This is a genomic window from Arthrobacter sp. 210 2, assembly GCF_059093025.1.
Window position 1 is genome coordinate 392,708 of sequence record NZ_JBNHIE010000003.1, and the last position, 20,377, is coordinate 413,084.

The window sequence follows — 20,377 nt, forward strand, 5'->3', positions numbered from 1 at the left end:
CTTTCGTGAAGATCGTGGTCCTACTTGCTGAAGCCGGCGGTGAGGCCGCTGAGCAGCTGGCGGCGGCCCACAACGTAGAGCACGAGGATGGGCAGCGTGCTGAGCACCACCGAAGCCAGAACAGCCGGAATGTTGACGCTGTACTCACCCTGGAACGTCCATAGCCCGAGGGGCAGGACGCGCAGGTCCGGGCTCTGGGTAAGGACCAGCGGAAGCAGGAATCCGTTCCAGACGTGCAGGCCGTTGTAGATTGCGACGGTCACGATGGCGGGACGGGTCAGCGGGAGGGCCAGCCGCCACATGATCTGCCACTCACTGCAGCCGTCCAGGCGCATTGACTCGAACAATTCGTTCGGCACGTCGCGGATGAAGTTGGACAAAATCAGCACCGTCAGCGGGATGGCAAAGGCTACGGACGGCAGCATCAGCGCCAGCAGGCTGTCGTACAGGTTGAGGCGGATGATCATCAGGTAGATCGGGATGATCGTGGCCTGGAGCGGGATGGCCAGTCCCATAAGGAACAGGCCGTTGACCAGTTTGAGGAACCTGCCGCTGCCCCTGACGATGGCGAACGAGGCCATAAAGGAAACCAGCACCGCCGGAACCACCGAACCGATCGTGACGATGGAGCTGTTCATGAAGTAGGTGGCGAAGTCGGCTTCCAGGACCAGCTGGTAGTTTTCCAGGGTCGGTGATGTGGGAAGTGCCAGCGGATTCTGCCCGAAGTAGCCTTCTTGCGTCTTCAGGCTGGTGATGACCACGTAGTACACCGGGATGATGATGATGGCGAGCCAGATCCAGCCGCCGAGGCCGGCCGGGATGTTGAACTGCCTCAGCCGGGAACCGAACCCCCGCTTCGGGGCGGCGATATTGGCGGGGGAGCCGACCCGGGCCTCCTCCGTGCTGTTACTCAGGACGGTACTCACGCTACAGGCCTTCCAATTGGCTGCCCTGCTTGTCCTTGCCTCCGAGGCGTTGGAGGAACAAGGCAAGTGCAAGGCCGATGAGGACGAGAATGACGGCGATGACGCTTGCCGGGCCCATCAGGTTGGCCCGGAAGGCCCGCAGGTACATGTCCAGCGCCAGGATCCGGGTGGAGTTACCCGGGCCGCCGCCGGTGAGGACGAAGATCAGGTCGAAGTACGTCAGCGACCCCACCACCATCAGGGTGGACGAGGTGATGATGGTGTACTTCAGCTGGGGGAGCGTGATGTGGAAGAACTGCTTGATGGTCCCGGCACCGTCGATCTCGGCCGCCTCGTAGAGTGATTTGGGGATCTGCCGCACGCCGCCCTGGTAGATGAGCGTATGGAACGGTACGAACTGCCAGGCGATCACAAAGATGGCCAGGCCAAGGGCCAGATGCGGGACACCCAGCCAGTCCTGGGCAAGGAAGGGCAGTCCCAGGCCGGTTGCCAGGCCGAAGTTCGGATCCAGCAGGGCCTTGAAGGCGATGGCCACCGCAGCCGACGAGAGCAGCAGGGGCAGGAAGTACAGCACTGCCAGGGCGGCCCGGTAGCGCTGGCTTCCCGCAGTGAAGACACCCAGGAGGAGGCTGATCGGGGTCTGGACGAGCCAGGAGGCGGCCATGATCAGGAAGGTCAGCCCCAGGGCGTTGTACAGCCCGGGGTCGGCAAGTACCGAGAACCAGTTGCCCAGGCCCGCCGCCCCGATGGCGCCGATGCCGTCCCAGCTGGTGAAGCTCAGAATGAAGACGCCGGCCAGCGGCACGACGGCGAAGACCAGGAAGAAGAACAACGCAGGCAGCGTCAGCCACGCGAGGGCGGCGCGGCGCTTCCCGGTCTGCTTCGACTCGGTCCTGGCCGCGGCGGTGGTGGGAGCTGTGGAGACGGCGTTACTCATTTCCGAGGGTGGCATTCATGTTCTCGGCGAACTGCTGCGGCGTGATCGACTTCAGGAACAGCTGGTCGATGTTGTTCAGCAGGGCCTCGGCAGCTGTGGGGCTCAGGGCTTGGTCCCAGGACTGCTGGAAGCTGGGAGCGTTCTTGGCCATGTCGTACACGAAGTTCAGGAAGTCCTTGTCCGGAGAGGTGTTGAGCTTGTCCTCGATGCCGTTGACGATGGGAACGGATCCGGAGTTGATGTAGGTGTCGATGACCGTCTCGGTCAGGATGCCGTCCTTGAAGAACTTCTTCGCGGACTCCTTTTCCTCCTCTGTCGCCTTCGAGGAGATCGACATGTACTGGGCAGGGTTCCCGACGCCGTTCTTGGCGTCGCCCTTGCCGCCGGCAACGGTGGGGAACTGGACGAAGCCCAGCTTTCCGTCCTGGACGAAATTCTGGCCGCCCTTCTTCATGGCGCCGTAGGTCCACGACCCGTGCAGCATCATGGCTGCCTTGCCCGTGAAGAGCAGTGCCTGGTCCGCGTTGGAGTCTGCAGTGATCGATGAGAAGCCCTTGATGAAGCCTTCCGCAGTCACGAGTTCCTGGATTTTGGTGCCCGTTTCGATTACGGCGGGGTCCAGCCAGGCGTTGGGCTTGCCTTCGAAGATCGCGGTGAAGACGCCGGGGCCGCCGATGCGGTCCAGCAGGTATTCCAGCCACATCATGGAGGTCCAGCGCGACTGTCCGCCCAGTGAGAAGGGTGCCACACCCATGCCGTTGAAGGTCTTGACCAGCGACATGATGTCGTCCCAGGTTTTTGGCGGCTGCACGCCGGCCTTTTCGAACAGTTCCTTGTTGTAGAACAGGACGATCGGGGCCACGTACTGGTTGGGAAGCGCGTAGATCTTGCCGTTGACGGTGGCTGCACCGAAGGACGCCGGAAAGAACTTCTCTTTCAGGTCCTTGTTCTCGTCAAACCAGCCGGTCAGGTCGTCCACCTGGTTGGCCTCGGCGTACGTCTTCAGGGTGCCGCCGCCCCAGCCGTAAATGATGGTGGGGGCCTGGCCGGCGCCGATGGCGGTCTTGATCTTGGTCTTGTAGGCGTCGTTCTGGAAGTAGGTTACTTCGATCTTGTTGTCGGGGTTCGCCGAATTGAAGGCGTCCACGGCCTTCTGCATGGTGGTTTGGTTCGGCTCGCCGGACAGGTACCACATGCTGGCGCCCCCGCCGGCGCTGGAGGCGCCCGGTCCGGAAGTGCCGCAGGCAGTGGTCGCTGCGACAGCGAAGGGAGTGAGGGCGGCAAGGGCGAGGAAAGAGCGGCGGGACGTCTGGGGCTGCTTCATTGCTTCTCCATCTGGGGTTTGCTTCTTTGCAAGGTGCGGGTCTCTGCCTGACCAGTTCGAAACATTTCGAAAGGGTGATTTAGATCACGCTCTAAACTAAAGTGGCTGTATGGTGGAGGTCAAGAGATTTGGACCGAAATTTTCTGCCCGAGGACGGGTTTCCCTTGACCGTTGCGCTGCTGCTTCTGCAGAATGAAGCTCACGAAAATTTCGAAAGGTTGCGAAGCGTGAGATCGATGAAGATTCCAGAGCAGGCCAAGCCGACGCTTGCCATGGTCGCGCTGCAGGCCGGCGTCTCGGCCCCAACCGTTTCGAAGGTGGTGAACGGCCGCGACGACGTGGCGCCGGAGACCCGTGCCCGCGTCCTGGCGGCTCTCGAGCAGGCAGGGTACCAGTCCCCGGTGCAGCGCCGCTCGGCCGGGGAGGCCGGCATTGTTGTCGAGGTGGTCATCGACGTCCTGGACTCCGCCTACATGATCGAGGTCCTCAACGGAATCCTGCAGTTTGCCGCCGCTGCCGACGTCGAGATCATGGTCAGCGTCACGGGCCCGTCACCCTCGAACCTGCGCACCCCTGAGCGCCGTGCGCAGCGCATGCTGGACGAGGGCCGGGCGGGAATGATCGTGGTGACGTCCGCTTTCAGCGAGGCGCAACTGCAGGCGTTCCGCCGACGCAAGATTCCCGTCGTTGTCATTGACCCGCTCAACCCGCCCTCAGCGGATGTGGTGAGCGTCGGGGCAACCAACTGGGCCGGCGGCAAGGCCGCGACCGAACATCTGCTTGACCTGGGGCACCGGCGGATCGCGTACATCGGCGGGATAGAAAAGGCTGAATGCAACCAGGCCCGGCTGCACGGCTACATGGCCGCCCTGATGGCCCGGGGCGTCACGGTGGATCCCCAGTACATCGTGCCCGGTGGCAGGTTCCGCCGCGAGAGTGGCGTTGCCGGACTCCAAGCGCTGCTCCAGCTGGACCAGCGGCCTACGGCCATCTTCGCCGGAAGCGACGCCATCGCACTGGGTGTCCTGAGTGAAGCGGGCCGACGAGGGGTCAGGGTTCCCGAGGACATCAGCCTCATCGGTTTCGACGGGACAAGGCAGGGTGAGGAATCGGTGCCGTCACTCAGCTCCGTGGCCCAGCCGTTGGAGGAGATGGGCCGGGCGGCACTTCGGTCACTGCTGCGCCAGGCGCGCGGGGAAGTCCTGGACTCCCACCGCGTCGAACTTGCCACGCACCTGATTGTCCGGGATTCCACCGCCCCTCCCGCCTGAGCTCTCCACCCCCCGTATGTACGCAAGGCGGTTGCCGTGTGCGTTGCGACCTCACCTTTTGATGCGGCCGCCGACATCGTTCTCACCGTGTTGCCCGAACGGATGCTTCACGAACACGGCGTCCGAATCCTGGACGCCCCCGTCAGTGGCGGCACCGTGGGCGCCGAAACGGCACCGTGAGCATCATGGTGGGCGGGGACGAGGACGCACTTCGCGCGGTCACCCATTCATGGGCAGCACCCTCCGGCACATGGGTTCGGGAGGTTCGGGAGCACTCGCCAAAGCCTGCAACGAGATCCTGGTCGCCGGCACGGTCACGGCAGTTTCCGAAGCCATGCTTCTCGCGCGCGGAGGGGGACTCGATCCATCGGTGATGCTCGAACTGCTTCGGGCCGGACTGGCCGACTCCGAGGTGCTGTGGTGCGCCAAAGGGCACAAGTGGATTGACGGTGACTTCACAGGTGGCGGCAGCGCCCAGAACCAGCCCGATGTGAGGATCTTTTCCTTCCTTGTCCCCACCGGGCGGACGTTGGGAGTTCCAAGAGACCTTGGCTAAATTAATACGTCCGCGGTCATCAGCAGAAGGTCGTGCTGAACCTGGTAATGGGCCCGCAAGGACCCGTCCAGTTCGTGGAGCCAGGCGACGGAGCGGGAGTTCATATCCAGAACTTCAGTTGCCTGCAGCAGTTGCTGCGCGGCGAAGGCTGCCCGGGGCAATATGAGCTCCTGCGGCTCGATGGTTTGGCCCGATGTGCGTTGGTAGCCCTGGAGGAATGCCGTTAGGAGCTCCGGATGTTCCAGGGACCCGGGGCGCGGGCCCAGCAGGTCCCGTACTGCGGATGCCACATCTGCTGCCGCCGGCATGGCCCCAAATTCGTCCAGGTCGAAGCAGGTAGGCCATCCGTCAGCCCAGCGCAGGTTGTCGAGTTCAAAGTCCCCGTGACCAAGAACGAGCGGCGTGGCAGGGCTGGCCGTTAGTACTGTGCTCAGCGTCCTCGCAACCTCCGCTAGTTCAGGATCTTCCAGTGCAGCACGGGCAGATGCCAAGGCGGCGAACGGATCCGTCCGCTGTGTCTGGGCTCGCATGGCCGGCAGGCCAGCGGCCTGGTGAAAGGCGCCCAGCGCTGCTCCCCAGGCGGCGGCAGCACCGCCGTCGAGCTCCTCAACGTCCAGCTCGTCCCCGTCCACCTTGCCCAGGACCGAGGCGTACATGTCGCCGAGCGGCGTACCGACCCGCTCGACCATCCTGTTTGTTCGGGAGGGGACAACCCGCGCAACAGAAGCACCAGCGGCTGCAAGACGGGCATGGAACCGGACGCCTTCGGCAAGACGGAACCCCGCGGGGCCGTCCGCGGGCGCGAACCGCGCGTACAGCACACCTCGGGAGTCAGCTCCTGGCGGGGCGACAAACACGTGGACCGCGGACGAACGCCAGAAACGGAGAGCCCCCACCGGCAAGCCCCAGCACTCGCCCACAGCGTCGGCAACTGGGGAACGCCACTCTTGGTCCACCGTTTCCCTCAACGCGAAGATCCGGCTCAAAGGCAACATACCTACCATCTTGACGGACCTCACCGTCTGGACATGTGTTCGTTGAACACACTTTCGCGGCCATAGAACCTCCAACAACGACAGAAGTCCCCCGTCCCTCATGGGACGGGGGACTTCTTCGAAGAACCGTTCTCTGGCTGCTAGTGGATTTGGCTACCTTGAACTGACGGGTACCGTGATGGATCCGCCCGCGGAGGACGTTACCTTGACGGTGGGCGTCACTCCCGCGGTCGAGTTACGGGCGCGGATCGTCCACGTACCGTCAGCGGCGACCACCGCGGTGCCGATCCGCAGATTGTTGGCATTGGTGACAGTGATCGTGTTGCCGGTGGTGATGCTGGCGCTGCCGCCGATCCGCCATTCCCGCTTGTCAGCTCGGAACTCGGCCGTGGCCGTGAGCTGGTCCGCGGGAGTCACGGTTGACGAAGCGCCGGTACCAAAGGTTGCCGGAGCGCTATCGCCTGCGGCGCTCTTAGCGACCAGCTTGAGGGTGTAGGTGGTGCCATTGGTCAAGCCGCTCAGCGCAGCACTACGCGCTGCCGCGTCCGTCTCCACCGTGATCGCTGTTCCTGTTGCCGGCGTGGCCGTCAGGACATAACCGGTAACCGGTGTATTGCCTGCGGCTGCACCCTGCCATTCGACAGTTGCGCTGCCGTTGCCGGTGGTCACCCGAACGACGTTGGGTGCGGCCGGCGCAGTCAGTGCCCCTGCCTTCACGGAGAAGGCCACTGGTTCAGCTGCGGTGTTACCCGCACCGCTATTGGCGGTGACGACGAAGCTGTATTCCGTTCCGGGTGCCAGCCCTTCGAGCTTGGCTGAAGTGGCACCGCTTCCTGCGTCAGCCGTTGCGACTACCGCATCGCCCGACCGCGCCTCGACGGTGTACCCGGTGACAGCCGAGCCATTGGCGGCGGCCGCGGTCCACGTGACATCCGCTGAACCGAGCAGGGAACCGTCGTTCACCGCCACGTTGCCCGGGGCTGTGGGTGCGGAGGCCGCTGGAGGCAGCTCGGCAGACGTCGCGGTAACCGTGCCGGCGGCTGCAGGGGTACTTGCCTGTCCGTTCAGTGCCACGACCTTGACCGGGTACACCTGACCGTCCACCAAGCCGCGGATGGTTGCTTTTGTTTCTTCGGCTCCGACCTTGATGCTCACTTCCTGGCCTAGAACAGTGTCCTCGGCGATCACTTCGTAGCCGGTGATGGCAGGAGCGTCCGCGGGAACAGTGGCGGGTGACCAGGTGGCGGTGATGCTGTTCTTGCCTGCCGCGCTGGCGAAGGCCTCGGTTGGTTGGTTGGGTGCTTGCCCGGAGGGCCCAGCCGGGCATCCGCCGAAGCCTGGGCCGTCAATCTCCTTGAATTCAGAGATGGTGAGGCCGAGCTGGGCTTCAACGCCAACCGGTTCTGCCTGCCAGCTGGCGACGGAGGGGTCGCCAGCCATAGCGGCGTCCCGCTCGGCTTCGGAGAAGAAGCCGTACGTCACGGTGAACTCGCCGTTCGCCGCAGTGCCTTCGACCGTGTAGCCGGCAGGTACCTCATCGTCGGGCCAGCCGATTGCCCGCTCGCCGATGCCCATGTCCCTCATGTCGGGGTTGACAATTTCCACCGCCATGCGGGCGGTGTCGACGTCGGCGCCGTACTTGCCCTTGACCACAACCTTGCCTTCGACGTCACCGGCGTCCGGAGTGGGCGTCCCGTCAACAGCGTCGACTGAGGTGATGACCGCCGTGCCTGCCAGGGCTCCGTCTGAACTGCCGTCCCCAAACTCGACTGTGACTTCGTCGCCTCCTGAGATGTTGGGTGTAACCACATCCCAGCAAACACCTCCCGGGTGATTGACCTCAAGGAAGCCTGTGGCATCGACCACACCGCGTGCGACGCCGATGAGGTTACCGCCGCGGGACACGCGGATGGTTGCGTCCTGTCCCGCCTGCGCAGCGTATCCCTCGATAGCGACCATGTCGCGCTTCGTGAAAATTTCAATGTTGCCGGGGCCCACAGGGGGGTTCGCCGCCATCACAGCGGACGCGCCGGCTCCCACAAGTGCCAGCGTGGTGGTTCCCGCGAGCAAACCAGTGATACGTCTGCGAGAGGACGAGTTCCCTGGCTTCCCGGGAGAAGCTTGCCTTCGAAAGCTCATTAGAAGTCCCTTTCCTTAACGGAGCTCTCATGGCCCCGGAATAGTTCAGCTGCAGGACTGACGCCTGTGAGGAAAGGATCCGTGGAGGGGCTTGTGGATAGCTTGGCTTTTTACAGTGGTTGAACCGCTCCGCTGGCACCGCCAGGCTGCAATACCCGCTCTGGCAACACGCCCCCGGCCCCACACCGTTGCAAAGCCCGTGCTCAAGTAAGGGACGCAGCGTCCCCGGATAACCAGTCGTCAGTCTTGCAACGGAGCGCTTTTTGGCAGCGACTTACTCAGGGCCCGTCGCAACCTGCATGAACGCGTCTCGCAAGCGCGTCGCCTCAACGAGTGGTAGCAACCACTCTCAGGAACCCGAGTTGGAGAAACGCTGGAAAACCAGGTTGCAAAAACCTTGGCGAGGCCTGTTTCCGGGAAAAATCACTTGTGCTCACCGAGGGTAGGGGCGGGCTGGGGGAGACCGTGTTCACTCCGGTTCTTTGACAGCCAGGCTGAGCCGGTCCACCCCGTGCATGGCGTCGGCCGCCCTGACGAGGGTCAAGTGTGAGAATGCCTGGGGAAAGTTGCCGGCCATCCGACCTTCATCGCTTGCGTACTCTTCGCTCAGCAGGCCGAGCTCGTTTGTGAGCCCCACGAGTTTGTCCATCAAGGTCTTTGCCTCGCCGTGCCGGCCTGTGCGTGCGTATTGTTCCACCAGCCAGAATGAGCATGCGAGGAAAGGGTGTTCTCCCGGCTCCAGACCGTCAACGCCGCTCTCTGTCCGGTAGCGGAGCAAAAGGCCGTCGCCGGTTAGGAGTTCCTGCTCCAACCGTGCGACCGTGCCGAGCATGTGTTCGTCGTTGTACGGAAGGAAACCGACCTGGGGCATCACCAGTAACGCTGCGTCTGTTTGAGTTCCACCGTAGGTTTGCGTGAATGAGCCGGTGCTCCTGTTGAATCCCTGGCGCATGATCTCCTCACGCAACCGGTCACGAAGGTGCTCCCACTTCTCAACATCGCCAATCAGCCCGTGCAGCCGTACCGCCCGGACCGCGCTGTTGAAGGCGGCCCACATCATGACCCGGGAGTGGGTGAAGTGTTGTGCTTCGCCGCGCATCTCCCAAAGCCCGAAGTCCCTGTCATCGATATGCTTTTCGACGAAGCCCAAGAGTGCCTGCTGAAGTGCCCAGGAGAAATGGTCTTCTTTTCCTCCGGCCATACGCAGTCGCTCCAGGGCCACCATTACTTCACCAACAACATCCGCTTGGAACTGCGATACGGCGGCGTTGCCAATGCGCACTGGCTTAGAGTCGGCGTAGCCAGGAAGATGGGTAAGTTCGCGTTCCGGAAGTTTTCGCTCGCCCCCGACCCCGTACATGATCTGCATTTGCTCAGGGTCACCGGCGAGGGCGCGAAGGAGCCAGTTGCGCCACTGAAGGGCCTCTGTTTCATAGCCGTGGGTCAGCATCGACTCCAATGTCAGGGCTGCGTCGCGCAACCAGCAGTACCGGTAGTCCCAATTCCGCGGTCCACCGAAGTCCTCCGGAAGGGACGTGGTGGGCGCTGCGACGATGCCGCCGGTTTCCATGTGCGTGAGGGCGCGAAGTACCAATAATGACCGCTTAACGGCGCCTCCATAGGCGCCGTCTTGCCTGCAGTGGCTTCCCCACCGGCTCCAATACTCGGTAGCTACTTCGAGGGCGGCGTCAACGTCCGTCGCGGCCGGCACGGGGCGGTGCGAAGGGAACCACGCTAGTTCGAAATCCACCGTCTCGCCTTCGGAGATGAGGAACGTTCCTTCATGTCCGTGCGCATGCGCTTGTGGCAGGTGGGGTCCTCTCAGTGCGAAAGCATCCGGACCTGCCATTGCCAACAGAACCATTGATGCCGTCGGCCCACTGTCGATAACACGGCTCATCCACGGCAGGACGGTGGAATATCCTGGCCGGATCCGGAGTTCCTGCCGCATTTCCATGCTGCCGGCCAAACCTGTGACACGGCGGACCAGGGAGGAACTGCTGTCTCCCAAGGGCATGAAATCCGTCACCAGGATGCGCCCGCTGGAAGATTCCCAGACCGTTTGCAGCACAAACGTGGATTCGACGTAATGCCGGTCGATAACGGTTGCACCTGAATCGCTGGGGGCTAACAGCCAGTGACCGTGTTCATCAGAACCTACAAGGCGGCTGAACACAGACGGTGAATCGAAGCGCGGGAAACAAAGCCAGTCCACGCTCCCTTCCCGGGAGATGAGAGGACCGGTCTGAAGATCCGAAAGCAACGCGTAATCCTCGATGAGTGCAGCCATGTCCACACTTTTTCACATTCAGCATTGCCCCGCAGTACGAAGATGAAACCAGCCGATCCCAACGCTGAAGCGGGCGCTACCCCGGCAAGTGCACCGCCATTTGCCCTGGAACCATTGCCGTTCAGCTGTGCTGCGGCAGGGGGTGATTTCCGGACTATCAGCTTCAGCGCTGGACTGCACCATTGCAGCCAACATGGCCCGAAGTCCGCTTGGAATGATCAGAGGGTGGCTGCCTTGGCGAGGAGAACCGCTTTTTGTTGTTCGTTGGCGGTGAGTGCGGCGGCCTGCAACAGTTCGGTTTTGGCTTCGTCGGTTCTTCCGAGTTTGGAGAGCAGCTCTCCGCGGATGCTTGGCAGCAGGTGTGAGTGGCGGAGGGTGCCTCCGGCAACGAGGCGGTCCACGATCTTCAGGGCGGCTGCAGGGCCGGTGGCCATGGACACTGCTACGGCGTGGTTCAGCTCGACGACGGGGCTGGGTGCCAGCCGTCCCAGGGCCTCGTAGAGCAGCACTATTTTGTTCCAGTCGGTTTCTTCGAAGCTGCGGGCGGTCGCGTGGCATTGAGCGATGGCCGCCTGAAGGCAGTAGCTGCCCCTTCCGCGGCCGAGCGCATCGGCACGTGCCAGTGATGCCAGGCCACGTCCTATTTGCGTTCTGTCCCAGCGTGACCTGTCCTGGTCAGCGAGCAGGATCGGGGTGCCGTCGTGGCGGACGCGAGCGGCGAACCGGGATGCCTGGAACTCCATCAGCGCGACGAGGCCGTGAACTTCGGGCTCCTGCGGAAGCAGGCCGGCAAGCACACGCCCAAGGCGCAGCGCTTCGTTGGCGAGGTCGGTCCGGATCCACTGGTGACCCGTTGTGGCGGCATAGCCTTCGGTGAAGATGAGGTACAGCACCGCCAGCACCGAGCCCAGCCGCGCGTTCCACTCGTTCGGCTCAGGGGTATCGAAGGGCACCCGGGCGGCCGACAGGGTTTTCTTTGCCCGTACGATGCGCTGCTGCACGGTGGCGACGGGAACCAGCAGCATCCGGGCAATCTCCCCGCTGGTCAGCCCGCCCACGGTGCGAAGGGTCAGGGCGACGTGCCCCTCACGGGAGAGCACCGGGTGGCAGGCGATGAAGACCAGCCTGAGCACGTCATCGGGGATGGGCTGCCACTGGTCCTCGGTCATCTCCGCGAGGTCGTGGGCGATTGCACGGTAGCGTTCGTCGAGCCGGTCCCGGCGGCGCCAGTTATCTATCGCCTTGCGTTTTGCCACGGCCGTAAGCCAGGCGCCCGGATTATCCGGGACGCCCGACCCGGGCCACTGCGTGAGGGCGTCGATCAGGGCTTCCTGGGCGAGATCTTCCGCCAGGCCGACGTCGCCGGTCATCTTGGCAAGCGTTGCGATGATCCGCGCGCTTTCGATCCGCCACACGGCGTCCAGCGTGCGTTGGATCGCCGGTGTGGAGGTGCTTGAGGGTGTGTCGGCCATGCGGCTAGGGCTGGTTGAGTTCCTCACGCCAGCCGGCTTCCTTTTGGAGGAATTCGTTGTCCGAGAAGTCTTCAAAGTCGCTCATATCGGTGACGCGGCGGACTTCGAGCTTGTTGCCCGGGCCCAGCGGGCAGCGGCTGGCCCACTGCACAGCTTCTTCCTTGCTGGCGGTCTGGATGATCCAGAAACCATTGAACAGTTCATGGGTCTCCCCGTAGGGGCCGTCGGTGACAATGGGGTTCTCGCCTGAGAAATCAACAACGAAAGCCTCGCTCATATCGTCGGGGAGCCCTTCACCGGCGAGCAGCACTCCCGCCTTCATGAGCGATTCGTTGTAGGCGCCCATGGCATTGATGATCTGTTCAATGTCCGCCGCTTCGTAGGCCTTTTTTGCCTCTTCGGTAGCGCGCATAATCAGCATGAACTTCACGGTTCTTCTCCTTCTTACTGAGAACGCCTGATGCGTCCTTCTACTATCGCGTCGAACGGGCCGGCATCAGATCGACAAGGCCAGGAGTATTTTTTTCAGTCCGTCGGCTCCTCCGCAGGGGTCTTGCGGTCGGATCGGTCATTCTCTCCCGCAACGCGCTCGTGGTGGATGCGCTTCGGTGCCCCGACCAGATCGGCGGGTACAGGAGGATCCTTCTCGTCATCAGATGTCATGAGGGTCATCCTAGGGGTTATCCATAAATGAACGCAGTACGTGTAGCCCTTCCCACTACACGGGCGCGTCAACCTCAACAAGGACGCCACCACGGCAGGCGGGACTCCCGTTAAGCTCTATGTATGGAGGTTCGAGATTCTCCGGGAGATGCGACCAGGGACATTAATCAGGAGCTTAGCCAGCGGCGCGGCTGGCTTCTGACAGTCGCCGTCGGGTTCGCCCTGCACATCCTCAGTTTTGTTATCGGGCTGAAGACGGTGGGGCCGCTGTGCGGCAGTCCGCTGCTTCCGAACAGCACCGCGGCCGAAATGGCCGACGTGCAGATGCGGACTACCGGGTTGGCGGCGGAGTGCTACCGGAATATCGATGCAGCTACGGTACCGGTCTGGATTCTGATGACGCTGGGAATCAGCCTCGTCCTTATCGGAGTCGCCGTCCGAATAGTTGGTATCCGCCGGTCAGTTGACCGGTCCGAGAAGCTGGCCGCCGCTGGGCAGGACTAGGCGGCCTGCCGTTGGGGGCAGGTGAAGCTACGCTGCGCGCGGCGCGTCAATAATGGCCATTTGGCCGGTCTCCGGGACGCCAGGGAACTGCGTCTTCGGTGCTTCGCCCCCGGTAGCCGCAGCCTCGTCCCCGGAGCGCATGCGGAACAGCGCTACCGCTGAGATGATGAACCAGGCGATGTTCGTGACCACGGACGGCCATGCCTCGTGGAATGCACCGTTCACGATAAAGGCGCAGGAACCGAGGAGGTTCGCGATCTGGAAGCCCTTGCCGGCTTTGAGCCAACCCATGGATACGGCGAGGTACGCGCTGAGTATTGCAACCGCGCCTGCCCAGCCCGCAATTTCCCACAGCAGTTCCATGATGTCCCTTCACAGTTGATGCCCAGCCGATAGTCACCCGGCGTAACTAGCCCTTTAGCAGCAATTATGAGCAGGCCCAAGCTTTAGATCAATTGCATTCCTCTGAAGACATGGTTTAGAACTGCTTAACATGGATATCGATCCGCGCCGGCTCCGTGTGCTCCTTGCGATTGCCCGTACCGGCGGCGTGCTCGCCGCCGCTGATGAGCTGGGAATTACGGCCTCTGCGGTCTCCCAGCAGCTCAACAAACTGGAGGAGGAAACAGGGCACTCGCTGGTCCTGCGCACACCCAAAGGGTCGGTGCTGACACCCGCCGGCCTGGCGATAGCCGAAGCCGGAGAAGAGATTGAACGCGCCCTCAGCGTCGCCCGCGCCCGGATCGAAGGCGGCGCCACCATTGCAGGCGTGGTGCGCGTCGGCGGCTTCACCAGCTTTGTCCGCACCGTGGTGATCCCGCGCCTCCCTGAGTGGCGAGTCCAGTACCCGCAATTGCAGATCCGGATGATTGAGGACGACTTCCCCGCCCTCATGCGGCTCCTCCGGCAGCGTGCCCTGGACGCCGTGGTGGTGGAACTCGATTCGACGACGTCCGGTGAACGTTCGCTGTCCGCCGGAATGACCGAGGAGCCCCTGCTGGACGAGCCCTGGAAACTGGTGGTTCCCGCCGGCGCCCTCCTTACCACCGAGAACATTGACCTTGGCCGCCTGCCATTTCCGTGGCTCGGCGTCGAGCCGTCAGCCGCCAACGCCTCGGTGCTCGGCCGGCTCCGCCAGTCAACGGGTGTCCCCATGGAAACCGTGCATCAGTATCAGGACACGCTGACCGCGCTGGCACTGGTGGCTGCCGGCGAGGGCGCAGCCATCGTGCCCACCCTGGCGCTGACGGGCGTTGTCCAGGACGGGGTTGACGTCCTGGACGTCCCCGGGCTGGGTACGCGGCGCATCGTCCTCCGGCGCTTCGACAGGCGGCGGTCCGCCGGCACGCCCGTGGACACGGTGGCCCGCCTTCTGCGGGAATCGGCCGCGGCCTTCGACACGCGCTCTACATCTTCCTAGCGGCGTCCCTACTTCTTCGTCAGCCGGTACCGTTCGATCTGTTTGAGCCGCCGCAGGAGGCTGTCCCGCCGCGGGTGCGGGACGGCGTCGGCCGGTTCTGCGGTGAGGTCGATGTGCTTGGTGCCGTACTGCCACAGCAGCAGGTCATCCAGCAGCCGGTCCGGGCCGGGGGAGTAGCGGTGGTCCAGCGCCTTGCGGACCTCGGTGATGCGGTTGGCACTGAGCAGCCCGGCCAGCTGCATGGTCTGGTTGAGGCCGTGGGCGGCGAGGAGCTCGGCAGCCCAGCCCCAGTCGTCGTCCACTTTCCGGTCCACGTGCGGCAGCAGGGTGCGCCACACGTCGCGGATCCGGTTGGGGGTCAACGGCGCCGCCCCCTCGCCGTCCGTGTCCCAGAAACTGCGCACTTCCTCGTACCGTTCGTGCAGGTCGGCGAACGCAGTTTCCACGGTTTCCAGCATGGCCGCCGTCGCGGTGAACTGGCGGTCGAAATGCGGGGTCCACGCCCTTGGGTCCTCCGCCTTGAACCGGATGTCGTGCTCGATCTCGCTCCAGGCGTGCGCGAAGATCGTGCGGATCTGGCATTCAAAAAAGTAGCTGCCGTTGGGCGCGATGTCCGGGTTGAAGACCTGCTGGTACTCCTTGACCGCCTCGTTCTGGATGGTCCGGAGGATCAGGTGGCGGCTGGAATACCCGTAGGTGCCGGACTCGATGGATCCGATGTCCTTCTCCCGGTCCCCCCGGCAGTCAAACAGTTGGCGCTGGCGCTTGATGATGTTGGCCACCGCGGCATTTTCCGCCGGCAGTTTGGTGATGACACGGATCCCTACCATGTCATTCAGCGTGCGGAACGGGTCCGGGAACTTCAGCACCGGAGGTCCGCCCGGCTCGAGCGGTTCCTCCGTCCGGGAAATCTTTTCCTTGAACGATTCCACGGTTTTGGTCCGGCCGGTCACGAACAGCGGGGTAACTTCGGAGTCCTTCAGCATGTCCCGCAGGATCAGCAGGACATCGCGCGTGACCAGCTTCAGGGCAGGGCGGACGCGCTCGTAAATCTCCACGTTGTGCTGCACGGATTCGCGCAGCGGCGCGTCCAGGCTTTCCCAGTGACTCGGCATGCTCCCAGCTTACGGCCGGGCTGTGACAGAACGACGGCGGCAGTAACCTTCAGCGTCCCGCGAGCGTTGAACCCCGCACCACCAGGGAACTTTCCAGGGTCAGGTCCGTCGGCTCCAGCGCCCGTCCCTCCATCAGCCGGCGCAGCTGTTCACCGGCCTTCAGGCCCAAAGGAGTGGCGGGCAGGTGCACGCTGGTGAGGCCGGGGCTGCTGGTGGCGGAGTAGGGAAGGTCGTCGAAGCCGGCCACGGCCAGCTCCTCCGGGATTTTCACCCCTGCCACGCGCGCTTCCTGCAGCACGCCGTAGGCGTGCGTATCGGTGGCGCAGACGACGGCGGTGATCCCGTTCCGCTGCCAGTCCGGCCAGGCATGGGCGAAGGCAGCCGCTGCCGCTCCGACGTCGATGGTTGTGCTCCGCACGTCGGCGGAATTCACCGTCATGCCCCGCGCCGCCGCCTCGGCCAGGAAAGCGTCGCGGCGGATGGCGAAGGTAGTGGTCCCGGTAACGCTGTCCAGGTAGGCCACCCGCCGGTGCCCGGCGTCGGCAAGATGCGCGGCCAGTTCCCGCGCTCCAGAGGCCACGTCCAGGTTCACGGCCGGCGCGAACGACTCCATCCCGGGTGCGTCCAGTAGCACCAGGGGCCCGGCCACGGACAGGTCCTCGAGGAAGTCGGCATTCGGGGCGTCAACCAGGAGCCCGGCCGGGCGCAGGGACATCAGCTTGCGGACGTCGGCTGCCTTCGGAAACTCGCCCGAGTCCGTGACGGACAGCAGCAGCTGGTAGCTGGGGCCCAGCGATTCGCGGACCCCGGCGATGACCTTGGCGAAGAACGGGTTGGAAATGTCCGGGGCCACCAGGATCACGATGGAACTGACGCCCCTGGCCAGGGAGCTGCCGATGCCGTCCACCACGTAGCCCAGCTCGGCAATGGCGGCCCGCACCCGCGAAATGTTGTCCTCCGAAACGCGGCCTGCGGTCTTGCCGTTGGCCACCAGTGACACAGTGGCCACCGAGACCCCGGCGCGCTCGGCAACCATGGCGGCCGTGATCCGCCGGTGGCGCGCTGGCTGCTGCACCTGTTCCACGGATTCCATACCTCGATCGTAGTAGCATCACAACACTTTCAGCGCCGCATGGCATCAAGCGTTTGACGTCGCGTACGTTAAGCGTTTGACGTGACCGCCGAAACAGTGCCATGATCACTCCGGAATGCTGAGCCTCCTGCCACCCCAGGCGGGACCCCAATGACGTGGAGAACCATCGTGGAACCAAATCCCCAGCCCGTAAGCCAGGCCGGACGCACCAAAATCATCCTGGACTGCGACCCCGGGCACGACGATGCCGTGGCGCTGCTGCTCGCGCACGGCAACCCCGCCATCGACCTGCTGGCCGTCACCACGGTGGTGGGCAACCAGACACTGGAAAAGGTCACCCGCAACGCCCTGGCCGTCGGCACCATCGCCGGCATCACCGGCGTCCCCTTCGCCGCCGGCTGCGCCCGCCCCCTGGTCCGCAGCATCGAAACCGCGCCGGACATCCACGGCGAGTCCGGCATGGACGGCCCCGCCCTCCCCGAGTCCACCATCGAACTGGACCCCCGCCACGCCGTCGACCTCATCATCGACACCGTGATGGCGCACGAGCCGGGCACCGTCACCCTGGTTCCCACCGCCGGCCTCACCAACATCGCCCTGGCCGCCCGCAAGGAACCGCGCATCGTGGAGCGCGTCAAGGAAGTTGTCCTCATGGGCGGCGGCTACCACGTGGGCAACTGGAGCGCGGTGGCCGAGTTCAACATCATCATCGACCCCGAAGCCGCCCACATCGTCTTCAACGAAAAATGGCCCGTGGTGATGGTGGGCCTCGACCTGACCCACCAGGCGCTCGCCACCCCGGACGTCGTCGAAAAGATCGCGGCCATCGGCACCAAACCCGCGAAGTTCGTCACGGAACTGATGGACTTCTTCGCCCACACCTACAAGGACGCGCAGGGCTTTGACTTCCCGCCCGTGCATGATCCGTGCGCCGTGGCCTACGTCATCGATCCCAGCATCGTCAGCACCCGCAAGGTGCCGGTGAACATCGAACTGCAGGGCACCCTGACCCTGGGCATGACCGTGGCGGACTTCCGTGCCCCGGCCCCGGCTGACTGCCACACCAGCGTTGCGGTGGACCTGGACCACACGAAGTTCTGGGACCTGGTCACCGACGCGCTGGTCCGCATCGGCGAGCCGTCCGACGCCGACAGCCGCGACGGCGCGGCCCTCACCGCCGGAGGGGTCAAGTAGATGACTGCCACGATCACCGCACCCAAGACCGGCCGCGGCAATGTCACCGCGCTCATGATTGCGCTGCTGGCAGCTTGCGTGGCCTTCCAGCTCAATGCCTCCATGCTCAGCCCCGCCCTGGTCACCATGGGCGAAGAACTTAAAACGGACCAGGCTGTCATCGGGTTGTCGCAGACCTGGTTCTTCACGGCGGCCGCCCTGTTCTCCCTGTTCCTGCCCCGCCTGAGCGACATCATCGGCCGCAAGAAGGTCCTGCTGGGCATGATGCTGCTGATGGCCGCCGGCTCCGTCATCGCAGCCCTGGCACCGGATGTGACCTGGCTGTTCGTGGGCCGCATCATCCAGGGCGTCAGCGGACCCACCGTGCCGCTCTGCCTGATCATGCTGCGCTCCGCCGTCAGCAACCCCCGTAAATACGGCACCCTGATGGGCCTCATCACCGCCGTGAACGGCGGCGTGGCCGGCGTCGATTCCTTCGTGGGCGGCTACTTCGCGGAGCACTACGGCTTCCGCAGCATCTTCTGGCTCATGGTGGTCCTTGCTGTTGTGGCCACCGCGCTGATCGCCTTCCTCGCCGCTGAAAGCAAGCCGGCGGCCGGCACCACCATGGACTGGCGCGGTGTGTTCTTCATCGTGGTGGCCGTGGGCGCTCTGCTGACAGCGCTTAACGAAGGCTCCAAGCTGGTGGGCGCCTTCTCTTCCGGAACCCTCGTACTGAGCCTCGCACTCGTGGCCGTCTCCGCCGTCGCGTTCCTCGCCTTCTGGCGGACGGAAAAGCGGGCCAGCCAGCCGATGGTTGAGACGGTGCACCTGCGCCAGCGTGCCACCTGGGCGCCGCTGCTCACCACCACCCTCACCATGACAGGCATCTTCGCCGTGATCAACGGCATCGTACCCGCCTACGTGCAGGCCGCCGAGCCCGGTTTCGGCATCGGCCCCACGGAGATGTCGCTGATTATCCTCACCCCGTACGCGCTGCTCGGCTGGCTGGTGGGCCCGCTGAGCGGGAAGCTGGCACCGGTGCTCGGCTACACGAAAGTGCTGCGCATCGGACTCCTCGGGAGTGTTGCCGCGCTCGCCATCATCGCGTTCCTCGGCCTCAACAGCCTGCCCCTGATGATCGCCGGCACGGTCTTGCTGGGCATCATGTACGCCGGTACGGTCAACATCATGCTCAATGGACTCGGCGTTGTCCTCTCGCCCGCGGGCAACCCCGGCTTCCTGCCCGGCATGAACGCCGGCGCCTTCAACCTCGGCGCGGGCCTGAGCTTCCTCATCCTGCCCGCCGTGCTGGTGGCGACGTCTGCACTCGGCGATGCGCAGGCGTCCTACCTGACCGTTGTGGTGGTGGGCCTGGCCCTGACCGTGGCCGCGTTCGCCGCCTCGCTGCTGATCCCCAAGCCGGTCGAGGCCGAGGTGGCTGAATGAGCGGCGGAACCACCGGCGTCGGAAAGACCGGCCGGATCGTCGTCGTCGGCTCCCTGAACGCGGACCTGACCATCTACTGCGAACGCCTCCCGCTGCCCGGCGAGACGGTGCACGGCAACGGTTTTGCCGTGAACCCGGGCGGCAAGAGCGCCAACCAGGCCGTCGCCGCGGGCCGGCTGGGCGGCCGGGTCAGCCTCGTCGGTGCCGTGGGGGAGGACCCCAACGGCGACATGCTGCTCGCCTCGGTTGCCGGGGCGGGGGTGGACGTGGGGCACGTCCGGACGTCCAGCGAGCCCACAGGCGTCGCGGTCATCGCCGTTGATTCGAATGGCGAGAACAACATCATCATCTCGGCCGGCGCCAACGGCACCCTCTCCCCGGCCGACGTCGCCGAGGCAGGCGACGTCCTGGACGGCGCCGCCGTCGTCAGCCTCTGCCTTGAAGTCGCCATGGAAACGGTGGTGGCGGCCGCGCAGGCAGGGCACGACGCCGGCGCGACAGTCCTGCTGAACCTCTCGCCGTACGCGGAGGTCCCCGCCGCCCTGGCCGGGCTCGCCGATGTCCTGCTGGTGAACGCGCACGAGGCAGCGCTGTTCCTGGGCGGCGGGGCGTCCGTGCCGGGCGCTGCGGCCCCCGCCGCAGAGTGGGACGCCGTGCGGGAGCGGTTCGCGGAGCGGGGGATCCGGCAGGTGCTGGTGACGCTGGGTTCGCAGGGCTCCGTGGTGCTGGACTCGCTGGCCGGGCCTGGCGCCCGGGTGACGTTCATCAAGCCCACGAAGGTGGACGCGGTGGACACCACGGGGGCCGGAGATGCCTTCACCGGCGCGGTTGCCGTGCGCCTGGCCGCAGGGGATGCGCTCGCCGATGCTGCCGCGTTCGCTTCGGTGGCCGCGGCCCTGGCCACCACCCGGAAAGGCACGCAGGCGGCCTACCCGGAAGTAACCGACGTCCAACGGCGCCTGCTGGGCAGTCACGGCCCTTAACAGTTACAGGCCGGGCAGGTAATTAAGATAGCCTTACCTTGCCAAATTGCCGTGCGGTCCCGGAGCC

The 20,377-nt window shown here is 64.5% G+C and carries 20 protein-coding genes; 8 read left to right on the top strand and 12 right to left on the bottom strand.

The window, feature by feature from the left end:
- Window positions 1-20 precede the first annotated feature (20 nt).
- Genes AC5RWA_RS09110 through AC5RWA_RS09120 form a run of 3 tightly spaced genes read right to left on the bottom strand, consistent with a single transcriptional unit; the run spans window position 21 to window position 3,187 of the window.
- Complete coding sequence (locus AC5RWA_RS09110) at window positions 21-869, bottom strand: carbohydrate ABC transporter permease (protein WP_494057410.1); 849 nt, start codon at window positions 867-869, stop codon at window positions 21-23.
- A 58-nt stretch (window positions 870-927) separates the two neighbouring features.
- Window positions 928-1,863, bottom strand: a complete 936-nt coding sequence (locus tag AC5RWA_RS09115) for a carbohydrate ABC transporter permease (protein WP_494057350.1) — start codon at window positions 1,861-1,863, stop codon at window positions 928-930.
- Window positions 1,856-3,187 carry an extracellular solute-binding protein gene (locus tag AC5RWA_RS09120; RefSeq protein WP_494057351.1) on the bottom strand — a complete coding sequence of 444 codons (1,332 nt, stop codon included), beginning with the start codon at window positions 3,185-3,187 and terminating at the stop codon, window positions 1,856-1,858. Before AC5RWA_RS09120 ends, AC5RWA_RS09115 begins: the two co-directional genes overlap by 8 nt.
- Window positions 3,188-3,423: 236 nt before the next feature.
- Here AC5RWA_RS09120 and AC5RWA_RS09125 point away from each other — a divergent pair, with 236 nt between their 5' ends.
- The 3 genes from AC5RWA_RS09125 to AC5RWA_RS09135 are packed head-to-tail and all read left to right on the top strand — an operon-like array spanning window position 3,424 to window position 5,014.
- Complete coding sequence (locus AC5RWA_RS09125) at window positions 3,424-4,458, top strand: LacI family DNA-binding transcriptional regulator (protein ID WP_494057352.1); 1,035 nt, start codon at window positions 3,424-3,426, stop codon at window positions 4,456-4,458.
- A 36-nt stretch (window positions 4,459-4,494) separates the two neighbouring features.
- The gene (locus tag AC5RWA_RS09130) at window positions 4,495-4,638 is read left to right on the top strand and encodes an NAD(P)-binding domain-containing protein (RefSeq protein WP_494057353.1); all 144 of its coding nucleotides are present in this window, start codon (window positions 4,495-4,497) and stop codon (window positions 4,636-4,638) included.
- Window positions 4,639-4,687: 49 nt separating this feature from the next.
- The gene (locus tag AC5RWA_RS09135) at window positions 4,688-5,014 is read left to right on the top strand and encodes an NAD-binding protein (RefSeq protein WP_494057354.1); all 327 of its coding nucleotides are present in this window, start codon (window positions 4,688-4,690) and stop codon (window positions 5,012-5,014) included.
- Here AC5RWA_RS09135 and AC5RWA_RS09140 read toward each other — a convergent pair.
- The 6 genes from AC5RWA_RS09140 to AC5RWA_RS09165 form a co-directional block, all read right to left on the bottom strand.
- Entirely contained in the window at window positions 5,011-6,111 is a 1,101-nt protein-coding gene (locus AC5RWA_RS09140) for a phosphotransferase (protein WP_494057355.1), read from the bottom strand. The genes AC5RWA_RS09135 and AC5RWA_RS09140 overlap by 4 nt on opposite strands.
- Window positions 6,112-6,162: 51 nt before the next feature.
- A complete protein-coding gene (locus AC5RWA_RS09145) occupies window positions 6,163-7,968 on the bottom strand; it encodes a fibronectin type III domain-containing protein (RefSeq protein WP_494057356.1) in 1,806 nt (601 codons plus the stop codon).
- 649 nt (window positions 7,969-8,617) lie between these two features.
- Window positions 8,618-10,438, bottom strand: coding sequence for a glycoside hydrolase family 15 protein (locus AC5RWA_RS09150; protein WP_494057357.1), 1,821 nt, complete (start codon window positions 10,436-10,438; stop codon window positions 8,618-8,620).
- Window positions 10,439-10,656: 218 nt separating this feature from the next.
- Window positions 10,657-11,910, bottom strand: a complete 1,254-nt coding sequence (locus tag AC5RWA_RS09155) for an RNA polymerase sigma factor (protein ID WP_494057358.1) — start codon at window positions 11,908-11,910, stop codon at window positions 10,657-10,659.
- Between the two features lie 4 nt (window positions 11,911-11,914).
- Window positions 11,915-12,340: a YciI family protein gene (locus AC5RWA_RS09160; protein WP_494057359.1), complete on the bottom strand. Its 426-nt coding sequence runs from the start codon at window positions 12,338-12,340 to the stop codon at window positions 11,915-11,917.
- Window positions 12,341-12,435: 95 nt separating this feature from the next.
- Window positions 12,436-12,573 carry a hypothetical protein gene (locus tag AC5RWA_RS09165; RefSeq protein WP_494057360.1) on the bottom strand — a complete coding sequence of 46 codons (138 nt, stop codon included), beginning with the start codon at window positions 12,571-12,573 and terminating at the stop codon, window positions 12,436-12,438.
- A gap of 123 nt (window positions 12,574-12,696) precedes the next feature.
- On the opposite strand from AC5RWA_RS09165, the gene AC5RWA_RS09170 reads away from it, so the two are divergent.
- On the top strand, window positions 12,697-13,077 hold the full coding sequence (locus tag AC5RWA_RS09170; protein ID WP_494057361.1) for a hypothetical protein: 381 nt from the start codon (window positions 12,697-12,699) through the stop codon (window positions 13,075-13,077).
- A 27-nt stretch (window positions 13,078-13,104) separates the two neighbouring features.
- Here the strand turns inward: AC5RWA_RS09170 and AC5RWA_RS09175 are convergent, their stop codons facing one another.
- A complete protein-coding gene (locus tag AC5RWA_RS09175; protein ID WP_494057362.1) occupies window positions 13,105-13,440 on the bottom strand; it encodes a CBU_0592 family membrane protein in 336 nt (111 codons plus the stop codon).
- A gap of 130 nt (window positions 13,441-13,570) precedes the next feature.
- On the opposite strand from AC5RWA_RS09175, the gene AC5RWA_RS09180 reads away from it, so the two are divergent.
- Window positions 13,571-14,497, top strand: a complete 927-nt coding sequence (locus AC5RWA_RS09180) for a LysR family transcriptional regulator (RefSeq protein WP_079596996.1) — start codon at window positions 13,571-13,573, stop codon at window positions 14,495-14,497.
- A gap of 8 nt (window positions 14,498-14,505) precedes the next feature.
- Here the strand turns inward: AC5RWA_RS09180 and AC5RWA_RS09185 are convergent, their stop codons facing one another.
- Together AC5RWA_RS09185 and AC5RWA_RS09190 are read right to left on the bottom strand one after the other, a co-directional pair.
- Window positions 14,506-15,612, bottom strand: a complete 1,107-nt coding sequence (locus AC5RWA_RS09185) for a GTP pyrophosphokinase (protein ID WP_079596995.1) — start codon at window positions 15,610-15,612, stop codon at window positions 14,506-14,508.
- A gap of 49 nt (window positions 15,613-15,661) precedes the next feature.
- Window positions 15,662-16,648 carry a LacI family DNA-binding transcriptional regulator gene (locus tag AC5RWA_RS09190; RefSeq protein ID WP_494057411.1) on the bottom strand — a complete coding sequence of 329 codons (987 nt, stop codon included), beginning with the start codon at window positions 16,646-16,648 and terminating at the stop codon, window positions 15,662-15,664.
- Window positions 16,649-16,855: 207 nt separating this feature from the next.
- Here AC5RWA_RS09190 and uriH point away from each other — a divergent pair, with 207 nt between their 5' ends.
- Genes uriH through AC5RWA_RS09205 form a run of 3 tightly spaced genes read left to right on the top strand, consistent with a single transcriptional unit; the run spans window position 16,856 to window position 20,310 of the window.
- Complete coding sequence (uriH, locus tag AC5RWA_RS09195) at window positions 16,856-17,899, top strand: uridine-preferring nucleoside hydrolase UriH (RefSeq protein ID WP_494057363.1); 1,044 nt, start codon at window positions 16,856-16,858, stop codon at window positions 17,897-17,899.
- Complete coding sequence (gene uriT / locus AC5RWA_RS09200; RefSeq protein WP_275728338.1) at window positions 17,900-19,327, top strand: uridine transporter UriT; 1,428 nt, start codon at window positions 17,900-17,902, stop codon at window positions 19,325-19,327. It begins immediately after the preceding gene.
- Entirely contained in the window at window positions 19,324-20,310 is a 987-nt protein-coding gene (locus AC5RWA_RS09205) for a ribokinase (RefSeq protein WP_494057364.1), read from the top strand. Before uriT ends, AC5RWA_RS09205 begins: the two co-directional genes overlap by 4 nt.
- Window positions 20,311-20,377 lie beyond the last annotated feature (67 nt).

Coding starts and splice junctions, on each gene's coding strand:
- AC5RWA_RS09205 (WP_494057364.1), top strand. CDS start 19,324: ATGAGCGGCGGAACCACCGGCGTCGGAAAGACCGGCCGGATCGTCGTC.
- AC5RWA_RS09175 (WP_494057362.1), bottom strand. CDS start 13,440: ATGGAACTGCTGTGGGAAATTGCGGGCTGGGCAGGCGCGGTTGCAATA.
- uriH (WP_494057363.1), top strand. CDS start 16,856: ATGACGTGGAGAACCATCGTGGAACCAAATCCCCAGCCCGTAAGCCAG.
- AC5RWA_RS09150 (WP_494057357.1), bottom strand. CDS start 10,438: ATGGCTGCACTCATCGAGGATTACGCGTTGCTTTCGGATCTTCAGACC.
- AC5RWA_RS09140 (WP_494057355.1), bottom strand. CDS start 6,111: ATGAGGGACGGGGGACTTCTGTCGTTGTTGGAGGTTCTATGGCCGCGA.
- AC5RWA_RS09135 (WP_494057354.1), top strand. CDS start 4,688: ATGGGCAGCACCCTCCGGCACATGGGTTCGGGAGGTTCGGGAGCACTC.
- AC5RWA_RS09125 (WP_494057352.1), top strand. CDS start 3,424: ATGAAGATTCCAGAGCAGGCCAAGCCGACGCTTGCCATGGTCGCGCTG.
- AC5RWA_RS09190 (WP_494057411.1), bottom strand. CDS start 16,648: ATGGTTGCCGAGCGCGCCGGGGTCTCGGTGGCCACTGTGTCACTGGTG.
- AC5RWA_RS09155 (WP_494057358.1), bottom strand. CDS start 11,910: ATGGCCGACACACCCTCAAGCACCTCCACACCGGCGATCCAACGCACG.
- AC5RWA_RS09180 (WP_079596996.1), top strand. CDS start 13,571: ATGGATATCGATCCGCGCCGGCTCCGTGTGCTCCTTGCGATTGCCCGT.
- AC5RWA_RS09165 (WP_494057360.1), bottom strand. CDS start 12,573: ATGACATCTGATGACGAGAAGGATCCTCCTGTACCCGCCGATCTGGTC.
- uriT (WP_275728338.1), top strand. CDS start 17,900: ATGACTGCCACGATCACCGCACCCAAGACCGGCCGCGGCAATGTCACC.
- AC5RWA_RS09145 (WP_494057356.1), bottom strand. CDS start 7,968: ATGGTCGCTATCGAGGGATACGCTGCGCAGGCGGGACAGGACGCAACC.
- AC5RWA_RS09170 (WP_494057361.1), top strand. CDS start 12,697: ATGGAGGTTCGAGATTCTCCGGGAGATGCGACCAGGGACATTAATCAG.
- AC5RWA_RS09120 (WP_494057351.1), bottom strand. CDS start 3,187: ATGAAGCAGCCCCAGACGTCCCGCCGCTCTTTCCTCGCCCTTGCCGCC.
- AC5RWA_RS09115 (WP_494057350.1), bottom strand. CDS start 1,863: ATGAGTAACGCCGTCTCCACAGCTCCCACCACCGCCGCGGCCAGGACC.
- AC5RWA_RS09185 (WP_079596995.1), bottom strand. CDS start 15,612: ATGCCGAGTCACTGGGAAAGCCTGGACGCGCCGCTGCGCGAATCCGTG.